The sequence below is a fragment of the Acidovorax sp. GW458-11-26-14-TSB4 genome, from assembly GCF_059423865.1.
Genome location: NZ_JBWKYR010000004.1, coordinates 196,603 through 218,247, shown reverse-complemented (window position 1 = coordinate 218,247; position 21,645 = coordinate 196,603). Strand labels below are relative to the sequence as shown.

Annotated in this window: 21 protein-coding genes and 1 tRNA gene; 7 read left to right on the top strand and 15 right to left on the bottom strand. The window is 66.5% G+C overall.

What is annotated here, in order from left to right; all coding sequences use genetic code 11:
• Window positions 1-19: 19 nt before the first annotated feature.
• Genes AC07X5_RS11555 through AC07X5_RS11535 form a run of 5 tightly spaced genes read right to left on the bottom strand, consistent with a single transcriptional unit; the run spans window position 20 to window position 5,119 of the window.
• Window positions 20-1,024, bottom strand: coding sequence for an ABC transporter substrate-binding protein (locus tag AC07X5_RS11555; protein ID WP_494770263.1), 1,005 nt, complete (start codon window positions 1,022-1,024; stop codon window positions 20-22).
• A gap of 5 nt (window positions 1,025-1,029) precedes the next feature.
• On the bottom strand, window positions 1,030-1,800 hold the full coding sequence (locus AC07X5_RS11550) for an ABC transporter permease (RefSeq protein ID WP_494770262.1): 771 nt from the start codon (window positions 1,798-1,800) through the stop codon (window positions 1,030-1,032).
• Window positions 1,797-2,543 carry an ABC transporter ATP-binding protein gene (locus tag AC07X5_RS11545; RefSeq protein ID WP_494770261.1) on the bottom strand — a complete coding sequence of 249 codons (747 nt, stop codon included), beginning with the start codon at window positions 2,541-2,543 and terminating at the stop codon, window positions 1,797-1,799. The genes AC07X5_RS11550 and AC07X5_RS11545 overlap by 4 nt, the downstream gene beginning before the upstream one ends.
• A gap of 9 nt (window positions 2,544-2,552) precedes the next feature.
• Window positions 2,553-4,034 (bottom strand): acyl-CoA reductase, encoded by a 1,482-nt coding sequence (locus tag AC07X5_RS11540; protein WP_494770260.1) that lies wholly within the window; start codon window positions 4,032-4,034, stop codon window positions 2,553-2,555.
• Complete coding sequence (locus tag AC07X5_RS11535) at window positions 4,031-5,119, bottom strand: LuxE/PaaK family acyltransferase (RefSeq protein WP_494770259.1); 1,089 nt, start codon at window positions 5,117-5,119, stop codon at window positions 4,031-4,033. The genes AC07X5_RS11540 and AC07X5_RS11535 overlap by 4 nt, the downstream gene beginning before the upstream one ends.
• A 353-nt stretch (window positions 5,120-5,472) precedes the next feature.
• On the opposite strand from AC07X5_RS11535, the gene AC07X5_RS11530 reads away from it, so the two are divergent.
• Window positions 5,473-5,841, top strand: coding sequence for a YciI family protein (locus tag AC07X5_RS11530; RefSeq protein ID WP_409964259.1), 369 nt, complete (start codon window positions 5,473-5,475; stop codon window positions 5,839-5,841).
• A gap of 52 nt (window positions 5,842-5,893) precedes the next feature.
• On the opposite strand, the gene AC07X5_RS11525 is transcribed toward AC07X5_RS11530, so the two are convergent.
• Window positions 5,894-7,039, bottom strand: a complete 1,146-nt coding sequence (locus AC07X5_RS11525; RefSeq protein ID WP_494770258.1) for a metallophosphoesterase — start codon at window positions 7,037-7,039, stop codon at window positions 5,894-5,896.
• Between AC07X5_RS11525 and AC07X5_RS11520 the strand changes: the two genes are divergently transcribed.
• Entirely contained in the window at window positions 6,990-7,811 is an 822-nt protein-coding gene (locus tag AC07X5_RS11520) for a DUF4124 domain-containing protein (protein ID WP_494770257.1), read from the top strand. The two genes, AC07X5_RS11525 and AC07X5_RS11520, sit on opposite strands and share 50 nt — an antisense overlap.
• A 163-nt stretch (window positions 7,812-7,974) precedes the next feature.
• On the opposite strand, the gene AC07X5_RS11515 is transcribed toward AC07X5_RS11520, so the two are convergent.
• Window positions 7,975-8,442 carry an Lrp/AsnC family transcriptional regulator gene (locus AC07X5_RS11515; RefSeq protein WP_494770256.1) on the bottom strand — a complete coding sequence of 156 codons (468 nt, stop codon included), beginning with the start codon at window positions 8,440-8,442 and terminating at the stop codon, window positions 7,975-7,977.
• Between the two features lie 170 nt (window positions 8,443-8,612).
• Between AC07X5_RS11515 and AC07X5_RS11510 the strand changes: the two genes are divergently transcribed.
• Entirely contained in the window at window positions 8,613-9,707 is a 1,095-nt protein-coding gene (locus AC07X5_RS11510) for a saccharopine dehydrogenase family protein (RefSeq protein WP_494770255.1), read from the top strand.
• Window positions 9,708-9,801: 94 nt separating this feature from the next.
• Here the strand turns inward: AC07X5_RS11510 and AC07X5_RS11505 are convergent, their stop codons facing one another.
• Complete coding sequence (locus tag AC07X5_RS11505; protein ID WP_494770254.1) at window positions 9,802-10,452, bottom strand: GntR family transcriptional regulator; 651 nt, start codon at window positions 10,450-10,452, stop codon at window positions 9,802-9,804.
• Window positions 10,453-10,497: 45 nt separating this feature from the next.
• Here AC07X5_RS11505 and AC07X5_RS11500 point away from each other — a divergent pair, with 45 nt between their 5' ends.
• Both AC07X5_RS11500 and AC07X5_RS11495 read left to right on the top strand, forming a co-directional pair.
• Window positions 10,498-12,090, top strand: coding sequence for a gamma-glutamyltransferase family protein (locus tag AC07X5_RS11500; protein WP_494770253.1), 1,593 nt, complete (start codon window positions 10,498-10,500; stop codon window positions 12,088-12,090).
• Between the two features lie 80 nt (window positions 12,091-12,170).
• Window positions 12,171-13,130, top strand: a complete 960-nt coding sequence (locus AC07X5_RS11495) for a Bug family tripartite tricarboxylate transporter substrate binding protein (protein ID WP_494770252.1) — start codon at window positions 12,171-12,173, stop codon at window positions 13,128-13,130.
• A 146-nt stretch (window positions 13,131-13,276) separates the two neighbouring features.
• Here the strand turns inward: AC07X5_RS11495 and AC07X5_RS11490 are convergent.
• From AC07X5_RS11490 to AC07X5_RS11475, 4 genes are all read right to left on the bottom strand, one after another.
• Window positions 13,277-13,353, bottom strand: a tRNA-Val gene (locus AC07X5_RS11490).
• A gap of 103 nt (window positions 13,354-13,456) precedes the next feature.
• A complete protein-coding gene (locus AC07X5_RS11485) occupies window positions 13,457-14,131 on the bottom strand; it encodes an RraA family protein (protein WP_494770251.1) in 675 nt (224 codons plus the stop codon).
• A 37-nt stretch (window positions 14,132-14,168) separates the two neighbouring features.
• Window positions 14,169-15,155, bottom strand: coding sequence for a Bug family tripartite tricarboxylate transporter substrate binding protein (locus AC07X5_RS11480; protein WP_494770250.1), 987 nt, complete (start codon window positions 15,153-15,155; stop codon window positions 14,169-14,171).
• A 49-nt stretch (window positions 15,156-15,204) separates the two neighbouring features.
• Window positions 15,205-16,083 (bottom strand): NAD(P)-dependent oxidoreductase, encoded by an 879-nt coding sequence (locus tag AC07X5_RS11475; RefSeq protein ID WP_494770249.1) that lies wholly within the window; start codon window positions 16,081-16,083, stop codon window positions 15,205-15,207.
• Between the two features lie 193 nt (window positions 16,084-16,276).
• Here AC07X5_RS11475 and AC07X5_RS11470 point away from each other — a divergent pair, with 193 nt between their 5' ends.
• A complete protein-coding gene (locus tag AC07X5_RS11470; protein WP_409959403.1) occupies window positions 16,277-16,939 on the top strand; it encodes a GntR family transcriptional regulator in 663 nt (220 codons plus the stop codon).
• A 10-nt stretch (window positions 16,940-16,949) separates the two neighbouring features.
• Here the strand turns inward: AC07X5_RS11470 and AC07X5_RS11465 are convergent, their stop codons facing one another.
• Both AC07X5_RS11465 and AC07X5_RS11460 read right to left on the bottom strand, forming a co-directional pair.
• Window positions 16,950-19,178, bottom strand: coding sequence for a RelA/SpoT family protein (locus tag AC07X5_RS11465; RefSeq protein WP_409959401.1), 2,229 nt, complete (start codon window positions 19,176-19,178; stop codon window positions 16,950-16,952).
• On the bottom strand, window positions 19,175-20,149 hold the full coding sequence (locus tag AC07X5_RS11460) for an alpha/beta fold hydrolase (protein WP_494770248.1): 975 nt from the start codon (window positions 20,147-20,149) through the stop codon (window positions 19,175-19,177). Before AC07X5_RS11460 ends, AC07X5_RS11465 begins: the two co-directional genes overlap by 4 nt.
• Before the next feature lie 117 nt (window positions 20,150-20,266).
• Here AC07X5_RS11460 and AC07X5_RS11455 point away from each other — a divergent pair, with 117 nt between their 5' ends.
• Window positions 20,267-21,049 (top strand): 3-hydroxybutyrate dehydrogenase, encoded by a 783-nt coding sequence (locus AC07X5_RS11455; RefSeq protein ID WP_494770247.1) that lies wholly within the window; start codon window positions 20,267-20,269, stop codon window positions 21,047-21,049.
• A gap of 47 nt (window positions 21,050-21,096) precedes the next feature.
• On the opposite strand, the gene AC07X5_RS11450 is transcribed toward AC07X5_RS11455, so the two are convergent.
• On the bottom strand, window positions 21,097-21,609 hold the full coding sequence (locus AC07X5_RS11450; protein ID WP_494770246.1) for a hypothetical protein: 513 nt from the start codon (window positions 21,607-21,609) through the stop codon (window positions 21,097-21,099).
• Window positions 21,610-21,645 lie beyond the last annotated feature (36 nt).

The following is a 21,645-nucleotide window of genomic DNA, read 5'->3' as shown; positions in this document are numbered from 1 at the left end:
TCAGCTCCTTGGAATGTGCTTACGGCAGCAGGCTGGTATCCACCACGTCCGCCACCTTGATCTGGCGCTGCACCAGGCCCAGCGCGCGGTAGGCGTCGGCTCCCTTTTGCAGGGAGTCGAGGTTGAAGGCGCCCAGCCTGGCGCCCGCAGCGGAGGGCATCGACGATGCATTGCGCAGGCGGATCACCTCCAGGTTGATGTCGCGCTGCGTGCCGTCGATGGCGTGCTTGACGGCCAGGGTCGCGGCCTCCTCGGGGTTGGCGATCATCCAGGCGGCGCTGTCGCGGTAGCCCTTGAGGAAGGCCTTGAAGAGTTCCTTGCGTTGCGGGTAGGTTTCCTGCTTCACCACGAACAGGTCGCTCGACACGTTGAGGTAGTCGCGCACCTGCATCACATTGACCTCGCCCAGGCCCTTGCGCTGCCCCACCACGAGGCCGGTGTCGGTGGCGGCGGTCGCATCGACCTGCCCCTGCAGCAGCGGCGCGAAGTTGAGCAGGCCGGTGACGACGATGGTCACGTCCGACTCCTTGAGCCCCGCCTGGTGCAGCATCACCAACAGGTTCTGGCGCGTGCCGCTGGCCAGGCTGTACACGCCGATCTTCTTGCCCTTCAAGTCCGCCGGCTTGTGGATGTTGGCGGACTTGAGCGAGACCACGTTGAACACGTTCTGCGGGTAGATGTCGTAGATGGCAGTGAGCTTCTCGCCCTTGTCCAGCGCCGTGAAGAAGGAGCCGGGGTCGGTGAACGCCACGTCGGCCTGGCCTGCGAGCAGGTTGCGGATGGCATCGCCCCCGCCCGCGCCGGGCACATAGCCCAGCTCCACGCCCTGGGCCTTGAAGAAGCCCTTGTCCGGCTCGGCGAGCAGGTTGGTGATTTCGCTGATCGGCTTGCTCCAGCCGCCGACGGTGATCTTGCCCTTGGACTGTGCAGACGCCAGGCCGGCAAAGGGCATGGCCGCGAGGCCAGCGGAGGCGCCGAGCACGGTGCGGCGGGAGAGGGGCATGGATTGTGTGAAGCGGTTCATGGATTTCAAGGGTTGTCGGTATAAGGGGTCAGCAGCCAGCGCTCCAGCCACAGCGTGGCCTGGTAGAGCACGAGCCCGATCAGGGCGATGAGGAAGAGCGCGGCGAACATCAGGGCGGTGTCCATCATTCCCTGCGAGGCGATGACCACCGCACCCAGCCCGTGGCTGGCGCCGATGAATTCACCGACCACGGCGCCGACCAAGGCCAGCACCACGGCCATGCGCAGGCCTGCCAGGATGAACGGCAGCGCCACCGGCAGCTTGAGCCGCAGCAGCGTCTGCCCGCGCGTGGCGCCCAGCATGCGAAACAGCTGCAGGCGCGACGGGTCCACATGCTTGAGGCCGGTCAGCGTGTTCTCCATCAGCGGAAAGAAACAGATCAGCGCCGTGATCAGCGCCGTGGGCACGATGCCAAAGCCGAACCACAGCACGAACAGCGGCGCCAGCGCGAGCTTGGGCACCACCTGGCTCACCACCACATAGGGCCTGAGCACGCGTTCGAGCAACACCGATTCGGCCAGCGCCACCCCCATCAGCAGGCCGGCCGCACCGCCGCCCACCAGCCCCAGCAGCAGTGCGGACAGCGTGGCCCGCACGTGCGGCCAGAAGTAGCCGGTGGCCACGCCGTTCCACAGCGCAGCGGCCACGGCCGAAGGTGCGGGCAGCACCAGGGCCGACAGCCCCGAGCGGCGCACGGTGAACTCCCATGCCGACAGCAGCACGAGCAGCAGCGCAGCGGCCATCAGCCGGGCCTGCAAGGCTGTCGTAGGCTTCATGCGGCGACCCCGTCCATGCTTGTGCGCACGCACCCGCACAGGCGGTTGAACGGCAGCTCATCGCGCATGGCCTGGGTGCGCGGACCCGGCAGGTCGACACGGATGTCGTCGACAATGCGGCCGGCATGCATCACGGCGATGCGGTCGCCCAGGTACACCGCCTCGTGGAGGTCGTGCGTGACAAACAGCACCGTGGTGCCGCGCTGGCGGCAGGTGCGCAGCAGGTCGTCCTGCAGCTCGGCACGGGTGATGGCGTCGAGCGCGGCAAAGGGCTCGTCGAGCAGCAGCAGCGCGGGCTCCAGCACCAGCGCGCGCGCCAGCGCCACGCGGCTTTGCTGCCCGCCGGAGAGTTGGCGCGGGTAGTGCTGCGCATGCGCGGCCAGGCCCAGCTGGTCCAGCAGCGCCCTCGCCCGCTCCACATCGCCCGCAGCCGGGCGGCGCTGCAGCGACACGGGCAGCAGCACGTTGTCGATGGCGCGCTTCCAGTCGAGCAGGGTCGGCGCCTGGAACATGAAGCCCAGTTGCGGCCCCGGTGCCCGCAGCGCCTGCCCCTGCAGCAGCACGCGGCCCGACTGCGGCCGCAGCAGGCCGGCGGCCAGTTGCAGCAGCGTGGTCTTGCCACAGCCGCTGCGGCCCACCAGGCAGTGGATCTCACCGGCCTGCATGTGCCAGTCGATGCCATCCACCACGGGCGGTCGGCCCGGGTAGGTAAAGACCAGCTGCTCCATCGAAAGAAAACTCATGGCCGGCCTTCAGTCTGCATAGGGCGCAAAGGGCTCGGCAGCCAGCTCGGCGGACTGCTCGATCTCGACCATGCGCACCAGGTCGAGCAGGTTGAAGCGGCCATCGTGGTGCCAGCCCGCCTCGGGCGCGCTCATGGCACCGATGGCACTGATGCGGGTGACGCCCACCGCGCCCAGCAGCCCGGCCAGGCGGTACAGCTCGGCCGGCGCAGCGGCGATGCCGGCGGTCTGCAAAAACCGGCTGTGCGGCGCCACCAGGGGCACCACATCGTCCAGCGCATCCACGGCCACGACCTGGATGGTGCGCTGCGTGGCGGTGGGCGCCAGGGGCTGCGGCGTGTCGTTGTAGGCCACGCTCCACGCGGCCGAGGGCGCGCCGATCAGTTGGTCCGCCGCTTCCTGACCGGAGGGAGAAGACAGCGCCTTCCACTCCACGGCCTGCTGCCATCTGGCGACGGCTGCGGAATCCTCCACGGACAGCGGTCGGCGCGGAAAGCGCCGGTGCAGGTTGGCCAGCTCGCCCGCCAGGTGGTCGGCAAAGGCGCGCGGCGACACCACCCCGCCGCGCTGCACATAGAACACATGCGGCGAGTAACAGCCCTGCTGGTCGTAGCGCATCACATCCCATGCAGCCAGCCGCGCCAGGGTGGGTGCCTTGTGCGCATCCAGCGCCGATGCGCTGACCACGCCAAAGCCCAGTTTGTGCCCGTGGGGCAAAAAGCGCGTGGTGACTGGCAAGCGCCGCCGGATGGCGTCCAGCGCCTCATTGCCGCCATAGGCCAGCACCGTGTCGGCCTGGGCGTAGAGCGCTGAAGCGCCCTCCTCCCCTGCGCCGCGCCACCAGACGACGGCAAGGCAATCGGCAATCGGTGGGTGCACCTCGGCCAGCAGGCGCGCGAACCAGCCCGCGAACAGCGGCTCGGCACTGGGCAGCTTGCCGATGTTGCCGGCCTTGACCAGGAGGCCGCAGACCATGCTCCACAGCGCCAGCGCGGGCACGTTGCCAGCCCAGTTGTGCACCAGCAGGTCCGGGCCGAAGGCGCGCACCGCGCCACCCTTGGGCGTGGGCTGAAAGCCGTCGAGCAGCTTGGGGTTGGCAAAATCCTCGGCCACGAAGCGGTGCAGTTGCGCCGAACGAAAGGTCTTGAAAAAGCCCGTGAGCCCCAGCCGCACCATCTCGCGGTCATAGCCGCTGACCACGGGCAGGTACGCCTCTGCCTGCTGGCGGTAGGGGTCGCTGCGGTCCAGCAGGCGGGCGATGGCCTGGTCGATCACTGCAATGATGTCCGACACGGCCATGGTCTTGAGGTGCAGGGCGCTGGCCCCCCGCACACGCGCCGCCAGCGCATCCATCTGCGCAGCCGACAGCACGGGCACCGCGACTTCCAGCGACTCGCTGCCCTGCGCAAAGTGCAGCACCTGCCAGTCGACCTCGGCAGCAGGGAGCCCTGGCAGATAGCCTGCCTGGATGCGATGGGGCTTGCTCGTCATGCCGCCGTGGCCCGCACGAACTCCTCGACCGCGAGCGAGCAGCCCTTGGCCTCCACCCCCTCGGCACGGCCCAGCAGCAGGAAACCGCCCTCGGCGGGCAGGCCCACGTCTTCCGTCAGGATGGTGGTGACCGAGTTGAAATTGGCCAGATCGCAGTGCACCAGGATGCCGCGCTCCCCCGCAGGCACCGTGCGGCCCGTGACCGGATCGACCAGGCGCGAACGGATCCAGTGCGGCCCCGACTTGACCGATGGCACGGCGGCATTGCCGTCGTCGTAGAACTGCGTGCTCAGCTCCGTCATGCCATACATGTTGATGCAGTCCGTGCGCGCCACGCCCAGCGCCTGCGACAGCTCGCTGTAGAAGGCATCGAGCGGCAGCTCGCGCGACTGGCCCTTGTAGCCGCCCGTGTCCAGGATGCGGCTGCCCGGCGGCAGGCGAAAGCTTCGGCCCTGCGCGCGCAGCGCGTCGATCACATGCACGAAGCTGAAGCTCGCGCCCAGCAGCGCATAGGGCTCGCCGCTGCGCTCCGCCGCCTCCAAGGCCGCCCAGAGCCCGTCGAGGTCCATGCCCTGCGGCGTGACGAAGGTCTGGCTGGCGGCCGTTCCAAAAGCCGATTTGGCCAGGTCCAGGTAGTGCGCCAGCGAGGAGTTGGGCATGGCCACCTCGTCCGGGAACAGAATGCCCATGGGCATGCGCTCTGCGCTGCCGCGCATGAAGCGCCGCGCGAAATTGCGGGCCATCGACAGGTCGTACACGTCGAGCAGCGGGTGGAAATGCTGCCCGCGCGTGCTGCCGCCGCGCGTGGTACCGCTGGTCATGAAGATGCGGTCGGTGGCGGCCGGCGGCTCGCAGCGCAGCGGCAGGGCCTTGAAGGCGTCGATGGGCACGGCGGGAATGTCGCTCCAGGTCTTCACATGGCGTGCCGTGATGCCCCGCAGCCGGCAGAAACTCTGGAACGGTGCATTGGCCACGAACTGGTGCGCGAACAGGCGCAGCGCCATCTGGTCGAACTGCGCGTCCGTGCAGCCGTCCATGGCGATGAATTCGAGCAGGTCCGCCACCAGCGGGGTAGCCTTGTACATGAGCGAGCATCCTTGGGTTGTTCTTTGACAGGATGCTCCGAGGCCACCTGCTCCATGGCACGGGGCCGCGCATGCATCGCGGCGCGCCCGTGCAAGGGGGTGACAGCTCTTCTTCCGCCGGAATTACCCGGTTCAAGTTCTCGGGTGTGGATCTCAGCACTTGCGTGCACCCCGGAGCGTTGCAGCGATTTTACCCTGCCGTCGGAAACCGGGTGCCGGTACCAGGCGGGCGTATGCTGGCACGCCAAGCAAATCTTTTTTCTGAACTTGTCGATTCCCGGCCGCCCGCTTCGTCGTGAAGGAAGCAGCATCCGCTGCTGCACCACCCCACCAACAACCCAAAGGACCGCAGCATGAAGTACCTTGGCCTTGCCTACTTCACCCCCGAAAAATTCGCCGCCATGGCGCCCGCCGACGTGCAGGCCCTCGTGGGCCAGTGCCCCGCCCTGGATGAGAAGATGCGCGCCACCGGCAAGGTTCTGGTGTCGGCCTCGCTGGGCGACGCCGAAAACTGGGTCACCCTGCGTCCGCACGGCGGCAAGCCGCAGATCAGCGACGGCCCCTACACGGAGTCCAAGGAAATGGTGGGCGGCCTGTTCATCATCGAGGCAGACAGCCGTGAGGAGGCCGTGCGCCTGGCATCGATGCACCCCGCGGCCCAGTTGGGCGAGGCGGGGGGATGGGCGGTGGAACTGATCCCCATGGATTTCTACCTGGGGTGAGACGGGCCGGGCATCTGCCAGCGAACCTGCCAGCGGATCTGTGTCGCCAGCCTCAGGCCGCCACCAGCCTGATCAACGTGATCTCCGACGGTGCCCCCAGCCGCATCGGCGGTCCCCAGTAGCCGGTGCCGCGGCTCACGTAGACCCACATCGCCTGCAGCCGATGCAGGCCGGCAACGAACGGGTTCTGCAAGGGCACGAACAGGTTCCACGGCCAGAACTGCCCGCCGTGCGTGTGGCCCGACAGTTGCAGCGAGAAGCCCGCCTCTGCCGCCGCCGGCGCACTGCGCGGCTGGTGCGCCAGCAGCACGCGCGTGCGGGCTTCGGGCGGCGCACCGGCCAGGGCACGCTGCGGATCGCTGGCATGGCTGGCGTCGAAGTGCCCGGCCGTGAAATCGGTCACCCCGCCCAGCACCAAGGCATCGCCATCGCCCTGCCCCGCCGCCGGCCGCAGCACCGCATGCTCGTTGAGCAGCACGCGCAGGCCCAGGCGGCGCAGCTCGGCAATCCACGGCCCTGCGCCGGCGTAGTACTCGTGGTTGCCCGTCACCACAAAGCTGCCGTGGCGCGCCTGCAGATCGGCCAGCGGCGCAATGTGCTCGCGCAGCTCGGGCACGCTGCCGTCCACCAGGTCGCCCGTGATGGCGATGGCATCGGCCTTGAGTTCATTCACGCGGCTGACGATGCGCGCGATGTAGCCGCGCCGGATGGTGGGGCCCACATGCAGGTCGCTCAACTGAACGATGGTGAAGCCCTGCAGCGCCGCAGGCAGCCCGGCCAGGGGCACATCCACGCGCCGCACGCCCGCGGTGCGCCGCGCGTTCCAGAAGCCTAGCAGCGATGCCAGCGTGGACAGCACCACCACGGCTGCGGCGCTGTTGGCGCGTACTGCATCACCCTCCTGCATCCAGCCGCCGGCCCATGCCACGGCCAACCCCAGGTCGCGCAGCAGCGTCAGCACAAGGAGCGACGAGAACCAGCCCATGGCCAGCAAGCCCAGCCAGGTCCACAGAGGGCTGGCCGCGCTGCGACGGCCTGAGCGGTGCTGGAACGGCCTGGGCAATGCGATGGCAGAGACGAGCAACAGCGTTGCAAGCACGGGCCCGGCACCTGGCCATGGGGAAAGTGGCAGCACCAGGCGCAGGCCGATGTACAGGTGCAGGAGGGTGGTCAGGATGGTCAGCGGGCGCAGCGGCATGGAGGCAGGAGTGGCGCGGCGGTGCCGCAGACATCCGCAGATGCGGCCATGCACCGGAATATCCAGCCCCGTGGATACGGATGTGCCTTTTTCTCCCACCAATGCCTGGAGGGCGAGGACCGCTGGCGAACTTTGGGCACGGAATTGGCCGGCACCAAGGATTCGGCAGGCCTCAGCGCGAGCAGAACCAAGGTCCGCGCCATCGAACGGCTCCATTCAGGCTCCGGCTTCGCAAAATCAGGGGACAGCAGGTGCCCCCCCCCAGATGGGGGAGGCGCGCGCGTTCAGGCCTGAGCGCTGGGTAGCCGGTGCTACATTGCGCGCCAGGAGGAGAATCACCATGCGTTGGAAAACCATCGCCATAGCCTGCCTGGGCCTTGCAGCCCTGTCCGTGAACGCCCAGGTGCACCGCTGCAAGGATGTGGCCGGCAAGACTTTTTACAGCGACCGGCCCTGCGAGGTCGGCCAGACCGGACAGATGATCGAGCGCCAGCGCTCGCAAGGCGAGATCATGCAGGAACGGCAGTTGGCGGCCGAGGCCAATGACCGCAAGTACGAGCGTCGATCGGCCGAGCAGGGACTGCAGCCGCCACCCTTGCACGCACAACAGGCCGCCGCGCCCGCCATCCCTCAGGTGCACCCGTACCTGTGCCGCAAAGCCAGGGAGGAAATGGATTTGGCCGCCAGCCTGCGGACTTTGACACCTGCTCAAAAGCACATGCGCATGAATGAAGAACGGGTGAAGGTTGCAGCCGCGTGCGGCGCAATGTAACGCACAGCCAGAATTCGGGCGGCCCACAGGACTGCCCCGCTCTTGTCAAAGCCCTCGGATGAGGGCTTTGCTGTTTCCGGGGCCGGATGGACTTTGCAGGGCCAGTGGTTGCATTCCAGCCAGCCCGTGTTGAAGCGCCTTGCTGCGCTGCGCGTTGCAGTCCCTAACCCCCTCGATCGATTCGAAGGGCAAGAATGACCGAGGTGTTTGTCCGGGTCACTCCCTCGATCTCCCCGATCTGGTCCAGCAGCACGTCCAGCCGCGCCGTGTTGTCTGCCCGGAGCGTGGCCATGTAGTCGAACTCGCCGCTGACCGATGCGAGCTGCAGCAGCTCGGGAAACTTCGTCAGCTCCCGGATGACTTCCCTGCCGGCCTTGGGCTGCACCACGATCCCCACAAAGGCCTGCACGCCCCGCGCTACGGCCTCGCCGCCAAGGCGCACGGAGTAGCCGCCGATCAGGCCGTTTGCCTCAAGCCTTGCAATACGTGCCACGACCGTCGTTCTCGCTACGCCGAGCTTGCGTGCCAGGTTGGCAGTGCTTTCACGCGCGTTGGCCTGCAGCAGCGCGATGAGCTCCCGGTCGAATTTGTCGCGCAGCAGTGTTTCGGGAAGGTTTGTTGGGGCGTTCACGGTAACGGTGCAAGTCAAAAAAGGGATGCGATGACGATTCGACATTATCGCGATCTATTTCGACGAAAAACAATGGCATTTCGTCGAACTCATGCTTTTTTTCGTCACCGTGTTTCGGAACACTCGGGTGCATCGCCTCATCCCAAGCACCGTTCTGAAAGGAAACCCGCATGAAAGTAGCCCTCCTCGGCGCAGGCCACATCGGCCAGACCATTGCCCAACTGCTGCACACCAGTGGCGACTTTGAATTGACGGTCTTCGACCGCGACCAGGCGGCATTGCGTCGACTTGCCGACAAGGGCATCCGAACCACCTGCATCGACACATCCAGTCCGGTTGAACTCACGAATGCCCTGGACGGACACACCGCCGTGGTCAATGCGCTCCCGTACCACCTTGCCATTTCTGCGGCCCAGGCGGCCTTGCGTGCCCGTTGCCACTACTTCGACCTGACGGAAGACGTGGCGGCCACCAAGGAAATCAAGCGCCTTGCACAGGACGCTGAAACCGCGTTCATGCCCCAGTGCGGCCTGGCCCCGGGCTTCATCGGGATCGTGGCACACCACCTTGCCAGCGGCTTCGAGGCCCTTCACGACGTGAAGATGCGCGTGGGCGCCCTGCCGGCGTTTCCCACGAACGCGCTCAAATACAACCTGACGTGGAGCGTGGATGGCCTCATCAACGAGTACTGCCATCCGTGCGAGGCGATACACGACGGCCGCGTGATCTCGGCCCTGCCGCTGGAGGGCCTGGAGCACTTTTCGCTTGACGGGGTGGAGTACGAAGCCTTCAACACGTCGGGTGGCCTGGGCACCCTGTGCGAGACGTGGGACGGAAAGCTGCGCAATCTCGACTACAAGACGGTGCGCTACCCAGGGCATCGCGCGTTGATGCAATTTCTGCTGGACGAGCTGCAACTCAAGAGCGACCAGGACACGCTCAAGACCGTCCTTCGGCGCAGCATGCCCGCCACCATGCAGGACGTGGTGCTGGTTTTCGTCACCGTTTCAGGCACCAGGAACGGCTCGCTCGTGCAGGAGGTGTTCGCGCGCAAGATCTTTGCCGAGCGCGATGGCGCATACCCGTTGTCCGCCATCCAGATCACCACCGCTGCGGGGATCTGTGCGGCCCTGGACCTGTTTCGGGAACACAAGCTGCCCCAGCGCGGGTTCATCCGCCAGGAGCAGGTGGCTCTCCCGGACTTCCTGGCCAACCGCTTCGGCCGGGCCTACCAGCAGTACCGCCAGGTGGAATCGATAGGCTGAGCGGTAGCCGGGATACGCAGGCTGCGCCTGCGTCGGCAGACTTACAGCCCAGTCAATGATCCGTAAGACTGCATCCAATTCATCCCGATGGTGCTCAGGGACGCATGAGTTTCGCGAGCGTGCCCAGCGTGCTGCTGACGTGCTCGCGGACCACGGCCTCGATCAGCTCGGGCCGCTTGCGGCGCAGCGCGTCGATGATGAACCCGTGCTCCTCGCGGCTGGGCCGGGGCTTGTACGTCGATTGCAGCCATAGCCGCATATGGGGCTCGATGCACACGTGCAGCGCCGCAATCTGCGCCACCAGCCGCGGGCGGGCGCTCAGGCCGCACAAGTACAGGTGGAAGTCGCGGTGCTCGGTGACCCACGCCGAAAGGTCTTCGGCGCAGCGGTCCATGGCGTCCAGCCGCCGCTCGAGTTCATCGATGTCCGCAGGGCCGATGCGATGCAGAGCGGCTGTGGCTGCCAGGCCTTCCAGCACGGCACGCATTTCGAAGACCTCGACCGCCTCTTCATGGCTCAGGCCGCGCACCACCGCACCCCGGTTGGGGCGAATGGTCAGCAATTCTTGCGTTGCAAGGCGCCGGAACGCCTCGCGCACCGGCATGCGGCTCATGCCCAGTTGCGACGCAATCTCCTCGGGCACGATGCGGTCGCCCGCCTTGAGCTGCCCCATGCGGATTCCGTCCAGTAGGAAGCGATAGGCTTCTTCCTCGGCAGTGGCAGGGCTGGAAAAGGGCGTAAGCATGCTGGCCATTCACCTTAAATTGGATACACGAATATACTTTGAGGCATGCAAGCCTTTGACTGGTCGTTCCCCTACCCCTCGCAAAAGATGCCACTGCTCGCGGCCAATGCCGTGAGCGCCAGCCAGCCCCTGGCGGCACAGGCAGGCCTGAGCATGCTGTACCAGGGGGGTAACGCCATCGACAGCGCGCTGGCTTGCGCCATTGCGCTCACGGTGGTTGAACCCGTCATGAACGGCATAGGCGGCGACATGTTCGTGCTGGTCTGGCATGAAGGCAGGTTGCATGGTTTGAACTCCAGCGGGGGCGCACCCTCGCTCTGGACACCGCAGTATTTTGATCGGCATGAAAAGATGCCCGAGATGGGCTGGGATTCGGTGACTGTACCGGGCCAGGTTGCGGGGTGGAAGGCGCTGTCGGATCGCTTTGGCAAACTGCCCTTTGCGCGCCTGTTCGAACCGGCCATTCGGTATGCACAGGAAGGCTTCATGGTGTCGCCGCAAATTGCGCGGCAGTGGGCCAACCAGGTTCCCCGGTACATCGAGCAACCGGGCTTTCGCGATGCGTTCACCCTGGACGGGCGTGCCCCGCGCGCAGGCGAGCTCTGGCGCTTTCCGGCACAGGCCAGGACGCTCGAGCAGATTGCCGAGAGCGGCGGCGAGAGTTTCTACCGGGGAGAATTGGCCGAGAAAATCGAGGCATTCGCCAGGCAATGCGGCGGTGCGCTGCGCGCCACCGATCTCGCGGCGCACCGGGCCGAGTGGGTCGAGCCCATCGAGCAGTCGTTCCGCGGCTACACCTTGCACGAGATTCCGCCGAACGGCCAAGGGCTTGCCGCATTGATTGCCCTGGGAATCCTGGACCACTTCGACCTGGCCAGCATGGGTGTGGACAGTGCCGACTACTACCACGTTGGCCTGGAGGCGATGAAGCTGGCCTTCGCCGACCTCAAGAAGTATGGTGCGGACGCCCCTGCCATGTCGCCCGTCTCTGCGGCGCACCTGCTCGACGCTGCATACCTGGCGGAGCGCGCCAAGCTCATCCACATGAAGCGCGCGGCCGATCCCGGCCCGGGCATGCCCAAGACCGGTGGAACCGTCTATCTTGCGTCGGCGGATGCGGCCGGCACCATGGTCTCCTACATCCAGTCGAACTACCATGGCTTCGGCTCCGGCGTGGTCGTTCCAGGCACCGGCATCAGCTTGCACAACCGCGGCGAAGACTTCAGCCTGGTGCCGGGCCACCCGAATATCGTCGCCCCAGGCAAGCGCCCACTGCACACCATCATCCCGGGGTTCATCACGCGCGATGGCTCGCCTGTGATGGCGATGGGCGTCATGGGCGGGTCGATGCAGGCACAGGGGCATGTGCAGATGGTGACGCGGCTTGCCAGCTTCGGACAGAACCCCCAGGCCATGAGCGATGCTCCGCGGTTTCGCGTGGAGCCAGGCCCAACGGTCACGCTGGAATCGCATGTCCCTGGCGATGTGCCGGACGCCCTGCGCGCCCGCGGACACCAGGTCAGCGTCGCGCAGCGCCACAGCCTGGACTTCGGTTCAGCCCAGTTGATCCACAAGGCCGAGCATGGGTACATCGCGGCATCCGACTCGCGCCGGGACGGACAGGCCGTTGGCTTTTAGCCTGAGCGGCCAAGGCGCATCACCCCTGCATTCCCCTCCCCTTCCACTGCAACAGAGAAAAAAGCCAGGAGACACCCACAATGAAGCGACGAATCTTTTCCGCAGCAGCCGCAGCCTCGGCACTCTCACTTGGTTTGCCAGCATTGGCGCAAGACAAAACACTGAAGCTCATTGTGGGGTTCGCGCCCGGCGGCTCATCCGACCAATTGACACGAATCCTGGCCGACAAACTGCGTTCCTCGCTGGGCCAAAACGTCGTCGTGGAGAACAAGCCGGGCGCCTCGGGACGGGTGTCCATGGCGGAGCTCAAGCGCCTGCCGCCGGATGGGCAAACCCTGGTCATGGCCACCAGCGGCACGCTGGTCGTGGCTCCCTGGCTGTATCCCAATCTGCCGTACGATGCGGTGAAGGACTTCACGCCCATCGCGCGCGCCGCGAGCTTCGACTTCGCGCTCACCATCGGCCCCGCAGGCCCGCAACGTGATATCAAGCATGTGCTGGCCTGGATGAAGGCCAATCCTGACAAAGCGAACTTCGCCACCTCGGGAGCCGGCACACTGGGCCACTTCACGGGCGTGCTGCTTTCGCAGACCGCCGGCGTCCCTCTCACGCACATACCGTACAAAGGCGGCGCACCTGCGGCGCAAGACCTGGTGGCCGGGCTCCTCCCCATGATGGTGGACACGGCCTCCGAAACCCTGGAGCACCACAAGGCCGGCAGGGTAAAGATTGTCGCGGTGACGGGACAAGAGCGCTCCAGCGCCTTGCCCGACGTGCCCACCTTGAAGGAGGCGGGCGTCAACATGACGGCCGATGGGTACTTCGGCCTGTACGGTCCTGCAGGGATGCAACCGGCCGTCGTGCAGCGCATCGAACGGGCCGTGGCCGAGGCGCTTCGCTCCCAGGATGCGCGGGACAGGATTTCCGCGCTCGGGCTGGTGCCCGACTACCTGGATTCAGCCGGGCTCAAGAAGCTCCAGGCCGAGCAGCTCAAGCGCTGGGAACAACCCGTGAAGGCCTCTGGTTTCAAGCCGGACTGACCCGCTGCCGCCCAGGGCGCCACCCAAACAAAAAAAGGCCCCTCGGGGCCATTCTTGTTTGCATACTTTGATCCGCATGGAGAAACAAAAATGCCCACTTGCGAGTGGGCATTTCTTGCTGCAAGCCCTGGTCAAGCTTGCAATTTTGGTAGGCGCGATTGGACTCGAACCAACGACCCCCACCATGTCAAGGTGGTGCTCTAACCAGCTGAGCTACGCGCCTGTGTTGTTCTGTTCGAGACCACGATTATATACACAAAAATCGGGGCGTCCGGCAAAGTTGCCACAAAAGATCCAAAAGAGTGAGCCCACCCGCTGCCGTGCCATCAGGCCTCGATGGCGCAGTTGGCGCGCTTGAGGGCTGCATCGATCCATGCGGTGTCCTGCGTGCCGCCCGCGATTTCGGCCACCATCACGGCTTCGATCCTTTGCTTCTCGTGCGCGGCGGCCAGCAGCTGTTCGGCCTGATCGTAGGGCACGCACAGCAGACCATCATCGTCGCCGATGACCAGGTCGCCAGGCTCGATGACCATGCCGTCGATGGCGATGGGCACGTTGATCTCACCGGGGCCGTCCTTGTAGGGGCCGCGGTGGGTGACGCCGGCGGCGAACACAGGGAAGCTGTCCTTGCGGATCACGGCACTGTCGCGGATGGCGCCGTTGATGACGATGCCGCCAAAGCCCTTGAGCTTGGCCTCGCCCACCATGATCTCGCCGATGAGCGCGTTGGTGAGGTCACCGCCCGCGTCCACCACGATCACATCGCCAGGCTGGGCGAGCTTCAGGGCCTTGTGGATCAGCAGGTTGTCGCCCGGGCGGGTCTTGATGGTGAAGGCGGGGCCGGCCATGGCGGTGCCATCGTGCATGGGCCGCAGGCGGGCGCCGCCGGCCGTCATGCGCGACATGCAGTCGCTGACGTTGGCCACCGGCACGTCGAGGAATTGCCGGGCCAGTTCCAGGCCCACGGCGCGTTGTCGTTTCAAAATTTGGCAGCCGATCATGGTGCGTCTCTCAAGAACAGGAATGAAAAGGAATCGTTCAGTCGAGCGTGGTGCCCGAGCTTTTGACGATGGGAGCCAGGCGCGCGCGGTCGCTGGCATACAGCTTGGCCATATCGTCCGGCGTGCCGGTGATGAGCTCGGCGCCGGAGTCGGCGATCTTCCTGGCCGTTTCGGGTGCGTTCACCACCTTGTTGATGGCCTCGTTGAGCTGTTTGACGATGGCGTCGGGCGTGCCGGCCGGGGCCATCACGCCCCACACGCTGGCCAGTTCCACGCCCTTGATGCCGGACTCGGTGTAGGTGGGCACGTCGGGCAGCAGCTTGGAGCGGCGCGCCGTGGTCACGCCGATGGCGCGCACCTTGCCCGACTGGATGTGCGACAGCAGCGTGGGGATGGAGCCCATGTACATGTCAATGCGCCCGCCCAGCAGGTCGGGCATGGCCTGCGCCATGCCGCGGAACGGCACGTGTGTGAACTTCACGCCGGAGCTTTTCTGCCAGGCCTCGCTGATGATGTGCGAGATGGTGCCAGTGCCCGGCGTGGCAAAGCTCAGGCGCCCGGGGTCCTTCTTGGCGGCCTGGATGATGTCGTCCAGCGTCTTGTAGGGCGAGTCGGCATTCACCACCAGCACGGCCGGGCCGGCGGCCACCAGGGCCACGGCACGCAGGTCCTTGTCGGGGTTGTAGGTGAGCTTGGAGTACAGCAGCGGGTTGAGCACCACGTTGTCGGTCTGCGCCATCACCAGGGTCAGGCCGTCGGCGGGGGCCTTGGCCGTCTGGTCCAGCGCCAGGTTGCCGCCGGCGCCGGGCTTGTTCTCCACCACGATGGCCCAGCCGTAGGCGTCGGTGAGCTTGGTGCCGACCAGCCGGGTGAGGTTGTCGGTGCCCCCACCCGCCGGGAACGGCACGATGAACTTGATGGGCCGTTGCGGGTAGTTGCCCTGGGCATGGGCCGGGGCGATGGCCGTGGCGGCCGTGATGGCAAGCAGGCCGCCAAGGGCCAGGGTGCGTCGGGTCAGCGTCATTGCAGATGTCTCCTAAGGGGTTGTGTCGGGTGGCGCAGGGGTGCGTGGATCAAGGACGGCCTGCCAGCACGTGGCTGCCCAGCCAGGCGATGGCTTCGTCGGTGGAGGTGCCGGTGAAGGGCTCCTGCGCATGCGCCTGGGCCGTGGCGGCGAACAGCGCTTCGACGGCGGGCGAGACGATGGGTGCCAGGCCATTGCGGGCCATCTGCTGCTGGGCCTCGGCCACCTCGCTCTGGCGGCGTGCCGAGTGCGGGATGTGGGTGCGCACCATGGATTCCATCAGCGTGCGCAAAGGGGTCTCGTCGATGTCCTGCAGCACGGCATACAGCGGCTCGCGCAGGCCCATCCGCTCGGCGGTGACCAGGCATTCCACCGCCAGGGCTTCCATGCCCTTGGTGTAGATGCTGCGCAGGAGCTTGAGCGCGGCGGCATCGCCCGGCTGTTCGCCCACCGCGCGGACCGATCCGCCGAAGGGTAGGAACAATTCCTGTACAAAACCGGCCTTGCCACCCGCCACGAGCAGCGGCGTTTTCTTACCGCCCAGGTTCACGGCGCCGGTGATGGCCACGTCCACGAAGTGCACCGCCCTGCCCTGTGCGCCGCGCCGGGCCAATTCGCCGCATGCGCGCATCTCCTGCGGGTCGGCCGTGGTCATGTCCACATACACCGCGCCCTCTTTCAGGTGCGGCAGGCTGGCCTCGAACAGGCTGCGCGCCACGGTGCCGAACACCGCGCTCAGCACCACATCAGCCCCCGCCAGCCAGGCACCGGGCGCGGTGTGCACCTGCCCGCCGGCGGCATGCACCGCCTGCATCACTGCCGCATTCGGCTGCAGGTCGCACAGACCGAGCAGGCTGTGCCCCTGCTCCAGCAAGGCTTCCATGTAGCAGGCGCCGACCATTCCACCACCCAGGATTGCGAATTTCATAAAAGTACAAATTTAAAACATTGACGGCAGTTTACGAATCCAACCTGCCAATCAATCACAGGGATTTCCCGTATCTCAGCTCTAATTTGCACTTTATTTGTATTTTTAGCAGCCGCCGACCCAAGCAATCCGTTGCCAGGGCTGTCCCCTAGAATCAGCACACCCATCCACACCCCATCCTGGTGCAAAAACAGTGCAAAACGTGAAAGACAAGGCGTATGAGGTTCTGCGCCAGCGGCTCATCGGCGGCCACTACCGCCCGGGCGAGCAGCTCAAGGAGGAGCCCATCGCACGCGACCTGGGCCTGAGCCGCACACCGGTGCGCAACGCGCTGCACCGACTGGTGGAAGACGGCCTGGCCACGGATGGCGCTGGCCAGGGCATCCGCGTGTCGGAGTGGAGCGACTGGGATGTGGAAGAGACCTTCCAACTGCGCATGCTGCTGGAGCCATACGCCTCCTTCCTCGCGGCCACGCGCGGGGCCGAAGGGCTGGCCGACGAGCTGGAGGCCAGCAACCAGCGCATGGAGGCCGGCATTGCAGCGGGCCCGGACGGCATTGGCGAGGTGCAGTCGGCCAACCGGGATTTTCACCACGCGCTGATCGAGGCCTCGGGGTCGCCGCGCCTCAAATCCATGATGGCGACCATGATCGACATGCCGATCATCAAGCGCTCGTTCTACATCTACACGCCTGAAGAGCTGGTGCAGAGCGTGCACCACCACCGCGACCTGGTGATCGCCGTGCGCGCCCGAGATGGCGAGCTGGCGCGCCAGGTGATGCAACTGCACCTGCGCATGTCGTACCACCGGTTCATGAAGCACCGGGGCGAGTACCGGCAGGCCCCGGCACCGTAGCGGTGGCTTTTTACCGCCGCCGTGCCGAGCGCACCCCCTGCACCCCCGCCACGATGCCCAGCACCTTGTTGAGCCGGCCCGAGTCGGCCACTTCCACCGTGAAGGTCATCCACGCCGTGCCCTTGACGGACTGGGTCTGCACGCCGATGACGTTGGTTTTCTCGCGCGCGAAGACCTCGGAAATATCGCGCAGCAGGCCCTGGCGGTCGGCGGCTTCCACGGCCACGTCCACGGGGTAGACGGCGGGCTTGTCGGCCGCCGATGCCTTGGGCAGGCCCCAGTCCACGTCGATCACGCGCTCGCCGTTTCGCGCGGCCATTTCGCGGAAGTTGCTGCAGTCCGAGCGGTGCACGCTCACGCCCTTGCCGCGCGTGACAAAGCCGCGGATGTCGTCTGGCGGCGCGGGCTTGCAGCACTTGGCCAGCTGGGTCATGAGCGAATCGATGCCCACCACCAGCACGCCGCCCTTGGGGCTCGATGATTCATTGCCACGCGGCTTTTTCAGCAGCAGGTAGTCGTCGCTGCTCGGCGGCGGCTCGGCCGGGCGCAGCACGGTCTCGATGTTGCGCAGCGAGAACTCGTCCTTGCCCACCACCTCGAACAGCGCGTCGGCCGACTTGAACCCGAGCTGCACGGCCAGGTCGTCGAGCTTGACGGCCGTCTTGCCCTCACGCTGCAGCAGGCGCTCCACGGCCTCGCGGCCGCGGGCCACGGTTTCGTGCGTGGCCTGGGCGTTGAACCAGGCGCGCACCTTGGCCTTGGCGCGGTGGCTGGTGAGGTAGCCCAGCTCGGCATTGAGCCAGTCGCGCGAGGGCCGGCCCTCCTTCACGGTGACGATCTCCACCGTCTGGCCATTCTGCAGCGCGGTGTTCAGCGGCACCATGACGCCGTCGACCTTGGCGCCGCGGCAGCGGTGGCCCAGGTTGGTGTGCACGCTGTAGGCAAAGTCCACCGGGGTGGCACCCTGGGGCAGGTCCACCACGGCGGCCTCGGGCGTCAGCACGTAGATGCGGTCTTCGAACAGGCCATTGCTCTTTTGCGCGGCGCCGGCCAGGTCGCGCTCCCACGCCAGCAGCTGGCGCAGCACGGCGATCTTGGCGTCGTACTCGCCCGTGGCGGACACACCCACATAGCCCTTGGCGCCTGCCTCCTTGTAGGCCCAGTGCGCGGCCACGCCGTGCTCGGCATGCTCGTGCATGGCCTGGGTGCGGATCTGGATCTCGATGGGCTTGCCGTTGTGGTCGTCGCGCACGATGGTGTGCAGCGATTGGTAGCCGTTGGCCTTGGGCTTGGCGATGTAGTCGTCGAACTCCTCGACGATGGGCGCAAAGCGCTGGTGCACCCAGCTCAGCGCGGCATAGCAGTCCTTCACCGTGGGCACCACCACGCGCAGCGCGCGGATGTCGTACACCTGGTCGAAGTTGAGCGACTTGCCGCGCATCTTCTTGACGATGCTGTAGATGTGCTTGGGCCGGCCCTGCACGCTGGCGCTGATGCTGCGCGCGCGCAGGTCCGATTCGAGCCGCGCGCGCAGTTGCTCCATGTAGACCTCGCGCTCGCCGCGCTTTTCGTCGAGCAGGCGTGCCACCTCCTTGTAGGTGTCGGGCTCCAGGAAGCGGAAGGACAGGTCTTCCAGCTCCCACTTCACCTGCCAGATGCCCAGGCGGTTGGCCAGTTGTGCAAACACCTGCAGCGACTCGCGCGCCAGGCTGGGCGACATGGGCAGCTTGGTGGCCGCGTGAAAGCGCAGCGTCTGCAGCCGCGAGGCCAGGCGCAGCATGACCACGCGCAGGTCGCGCGAGAAGGCCAGCAGCATCTTGCGCACGTTCTCGGTCTGCAGGGCGGGGTCGTCCAGCGCCTGGGCACCGCGCGCCTGCTGTTGCACGCGCACGAGCTTGGTGGTCTCCACCGCCAGCGCAGCGAAGTTGGCGCCAAAGGCCTTGGTGATGACCTCTTCGGGCTTGTTCAGGTGCACGCACGAGTACACCAGGTAGCTGGCGGCCTGCATGGCCTCGGACCCGCCAATGCTCTTGAGGATGGCGGCCACGGCATCGGCGTGGGCCAGGGTGTTCTCGCCGGAGTCCAGCGCTTCGCTGGCGATCAGCGGCTCGGCAAAGGCACGGGCCCGGGCCAGGGCGTTCACCTGTTCGGGCAAGGTATGGGCCGTGGCCGCAATCAGCTGGGGCACGGCCTCGGCCGTGTTCAGCGGCGGGCCGGGGGGCGGGGCAAGCGTCTTCATGCGGTGGGGGCACCCTCTCCCGCCAGAAGGAAGTCACGCACGGCAGCCACCTGGTCAGGCGCCACCAGGGTGGGCGCATGGCCCACACCGGCAAACTCCACCAGTTGCGCACGCGGGCCGCGCGCGGCCATGGCCTGCGCCGTCTCGTGCGAGAGCAGGTCCGACTGCGCGCCGCGCAGCAGCAGCGTACGTGCCTTGATCTGGTCGTACAACTGCCACAAAAAGGCCTCGCCTGCGGCGGCAGTCTCTTGGGTCACGGTGCGAAACGGCACGGCAATGGCCGGGTCGTAGTGCAGGGTGACCCCGCCTTCGGGCAGGGGGCGCACCATGGCGCGCGACAGCTCCAGCCACTGGGCCGGCGTGTGCGGGCCAAAGCTGGTGGAGATGGCCCACATGGCATCGGCCGCCTGCTGCAGCGATTCGAACTTGGCCAGGAAACCCAGGTACTGGCCGATGCGCTGCAGCGCCTGCCACTGGATCACCGGGCCCACGTCGTTGAGCACCAGCCGGCGCACCGGCGCGGGCAACGGCAGGTCGGGCTGGCCGGTGATGCCCATGCCGATCAGCCCGCCCATGCTGGTGCCCACCCAGTCCAGGGTGGCGATGGGCGCCTGCTGGTGCAACTGGGCCAGCAGGGCCACCATGTCGGCACCGTACTGGGGAATCTGGTAGCCCATGGGGTCTGCCAGCCAGTCGCTCTGGCCGCGGCCCACCACGTCGGGGCAGACCACGCGGGCATGGCGACTCAGCTCGCGGGCCAGCACGTCGAAATCGCGCCCCTGGCGCGACAGGCCGTGCACACAGACGATGACGTGCGGGTGGCCCGGGTTGCCCGTGGCGTTCCACTCCCAATACGCCATGCGGTGCTGCGGGCCTGTGACAGGCCTGGCGGCAGCAGGGTCTTGACCGGCAGGCACCGCAGCGGCCCCGGGGCCAGGGCACAGTACGTAGTTCAGCGTAGGTTCTATCATGGGTGGGAAATCCGGTAGCGGCACTTGATAATGCCCGCGTTCAATCCAACGCCAGCCAGGCCACCTGGCCCCGGCGTTGCCTTCATCCTAATTCATATTTCATTCGGAGTACCTTACATGCTCAAAGGCAAAACCGCCCTCGTCACCGGCTCCACCAGCGGCATCGGCCTGGGTATCGCCAAGGCCCTAGCCCGCCAGGGCGCCAACGTGGTGCTCAACGGTTTCGGCGACGTGGACAGCCCCCGCGCCGAAGTGCTGGCCGCCGGCAAGGAAGCCGGCGCCCAGGTGGCCTACCACGGCGCCGACATGAGCCGCGTGGCCGACATCGAGGACATGATGAAGTACAGCGCCAGCCAGTTCGGCCGCGTGGACATCCTGGTCAACAACGCGGGTATCCAGCACGTCGCCAATGTGGAGGACTTTCCGGTCGAGAAGTGGGACGCGGTGATCGCCATCAACCTGAGCAGCGCCTTCCACGCCTCGCGCCTGGCCCTGCCCGCCATGAAGGCCGCCAACTGGGGCCGCATCATCAACGTGGCCTCGGTGCACGGCCTGGTCGGCTCGGCCCAAAAAGCCGCCTACGTGGCCGCCAAGCACGGCATCGTGGGCCTGACCAAGGTGACCGCGCTGGAGAACGCCACCACCGGCGTGACCTGCAACGCCATCTGCCCCGGCTGGGTGCTGACCCCCCTGGTGCAAAAACAGGTGGACGCCAAGGCCGCCGAGCACGGCCTGTCGAACGAAGACGCCAAGAAGCTGCTGCTGGGCGAAAAAGAGCCGTCCATGCAGTTCACCACCCCCGAAGAACTGGGCGAACTGGCCGTGTTCTTCTGCTCCCCCGCCGCCAACAACGTGCGCGGCGTGGCGTGGAACATGGATGGGGGTTGGGCTGCGCAGTAAGGGGGTCTGCCCCCCGTGAGCGCCGGCCATCCACGGAAGCGCTCGCTTCAAAAGGTGACGTACATCCCGCGTCCCGCGTGGACGACCTGCTGCAACCCGCGCTTGAAAGTACCCAGTGCACCGTCGTTCGCATGTCCCATCACCTGTAGGGACATGGCGGCACATTGCCGATCCTGGAAATAGCTGCCCATCCGCCCTGGATCAAAAGTCTGGCCGCCTTCTTGCAGCGCAGCTCCGAGCAAAGCCTGCCGCTGCGCCTCGGTCAGTTGCAGGCCCAGGCCACCCCACTCTTCGCCGATCCCGAAGTCCGCCTTCAGGTCGTAGTAACGGGTGAGCGCAAAGTCAGCGAGCTCCTGCACATCGCCGGCTTCGAGCTGCGCGCGCCAGTCGGGCGAAAGAGGTTCGCCTTCGTACGGGTCTTTGAGCAATTCCCAGTGGGTGTCGATGAACGCCTGCAGGGCCGAGGTATCGCCCTGTGCCAGCGCGTGGCGAAGCGTTGGCGCCAACTGGACCTCGAATGCGTGCCCATCGAATGCAAACGCCTTGTGGGAAAAACTCACAGCGACAACTCCTGACGTGAAACAGAACGGACGGCT

What these genes read in the sequence shown, in the direction of transcription:
- AC07X5_RS11555 (WP_494770263.1), bottom strand. Translation starts at nt 1,024, where the DNA reads ATGAACCGCTTCACACAATCCATGCCCCTCTCCCGCCGCACCGTGCTC.
- AC07X5_RS11550 (WP_494770262.1), bottom strand. Translation starts at nt 1,800, where the DNA reads ATGAAGCCTACGACAGCCTTGCAGGCCCGGCTGATGGCCGCTGCGCTG.
- AC07X5_RS11545 (WP_494770261.1), bottom strand. Translation starts at nt 2,543, where the DNA reads ATGAGTTTTCTTTCGATGGAGCAGCTGGTCTTTACCTACCCGGGCCGA.
- AC07X5_RS11540 (WP_494770260.1), bottom strand. Translation starts at nt 4,034, where the DNA reads ATGACGAGCAAGCCCCATCGCATCCAGGCAGGCTATCTGCCAGGGCTC.
- AC07X5_RS11535 (WP_494770259.1), bottom strand. Translation starts at nt 5,119, where the DNA reads ATGTACAAGGCTACCCCGCTGGTGGCGGACCTGCTCGAATTCATCGCC.
- AC07X5_RS11530 (WP_409964259.1), top strand. Translation starts at nt 5,473, where the DNA reads ATGAAGTACCTTGGCCTTGCCTACTTCACCCCCGAAAAATTCGCCGCC.
- AC07X5_RS11520 (WP_494770257.1), top strand. Translation starts at nt 6,990, where the DNA reads ATGTACAGGTGCAGGAGGGTGGTCAGGATGGTCAGCGGGCGCAGCGGC.
- AC07X5_RS11525 (WP_494770258.1), bottom strand. Translation starts at nt 7,039, where the DNA reads ATGCCGCTGCGCCCGCTGACCATCCTGACCACCCTCCTGCACCTGTAC.
- AC07X5_RS11510 (WP_494770255.1), top strand. Translation starts at nt 8,613, where the DNA reads ATGAAAGTAGCCCTCCTCGGCGCAGGCCACATCGGCCAGACCATTGCC.
- AC07X5_RS11505 (WP_494770254.1), bottom strand. Translation starts at nt 10,452, where the DNA reads ATGCTTACGCCCTTTTCCAGCCCTGCCACTGCCGAGGAAGAAGCCTAT.
- AC07X5_RS11500 (WP_494770253.1), top strand. Translation starts at nt 10,498, where the DNA reads ATGCAAGCCTTTGACTGGTCGTTCCCCTACCCCTCGCAAAAGATGCCA.
- AC07X5_RS11495 (WP_494770252.1), top strand. Translation starts at nt 12,171, where the DNA reads ATGAAGCGACGAATCTTTTCCGCAGCAGCCGCAGCCTCGGCACTCTCA.
- AC07X5_RS11485 (WP_494770251.1), bottom strand. Translation starts at nt 14,131, where the DNA reads ATGATCGGCTGCCAAATTTTGAAACGACAACGCGCCGTGGGCCTGGAA.
- AC07X5_RS11480 (WP_494770250.1), bottom strand. Translation starts at nt 15,155, where the DNA reads ATGACGCTGACCCGACGCACCCTGGCCCTTGGCGGCCTGCTTGCCATC.
- AC07X5_RS11475 (WP_494770249.1), bottom strand. Translation starts at nt 16,083, where the DNA reads ATGAAATTCGCAATCCTGGGTGGTGGAATGGTCGGCGCCTGCTACATG.
- AC07X5_RS11465 (WP_409959401.1), bottom strand. Translation starts at nt 19,178, where the DNA reads ATGAAGACGCTTGCCCCGCCCCCCGGCCCGCCGCTGAACACGGCCGAG.
- AC07X5_RS11460 (WP_494770248.1), bottom strand. Translation starts at nt 20,149, where the DNA reads ATGATAGAACCTACGCTGAACTACGTACTGTGCCCTGGCCCCGGGGCC.
- AC07X5_RS11455 (WP_494770247.1), top strand. Translation starts at nt 20,267, where the DNA reads ATGCTCAAAGGCAAAACCGCCCTCGTCACCGGCTCCACCAGCGGCATC.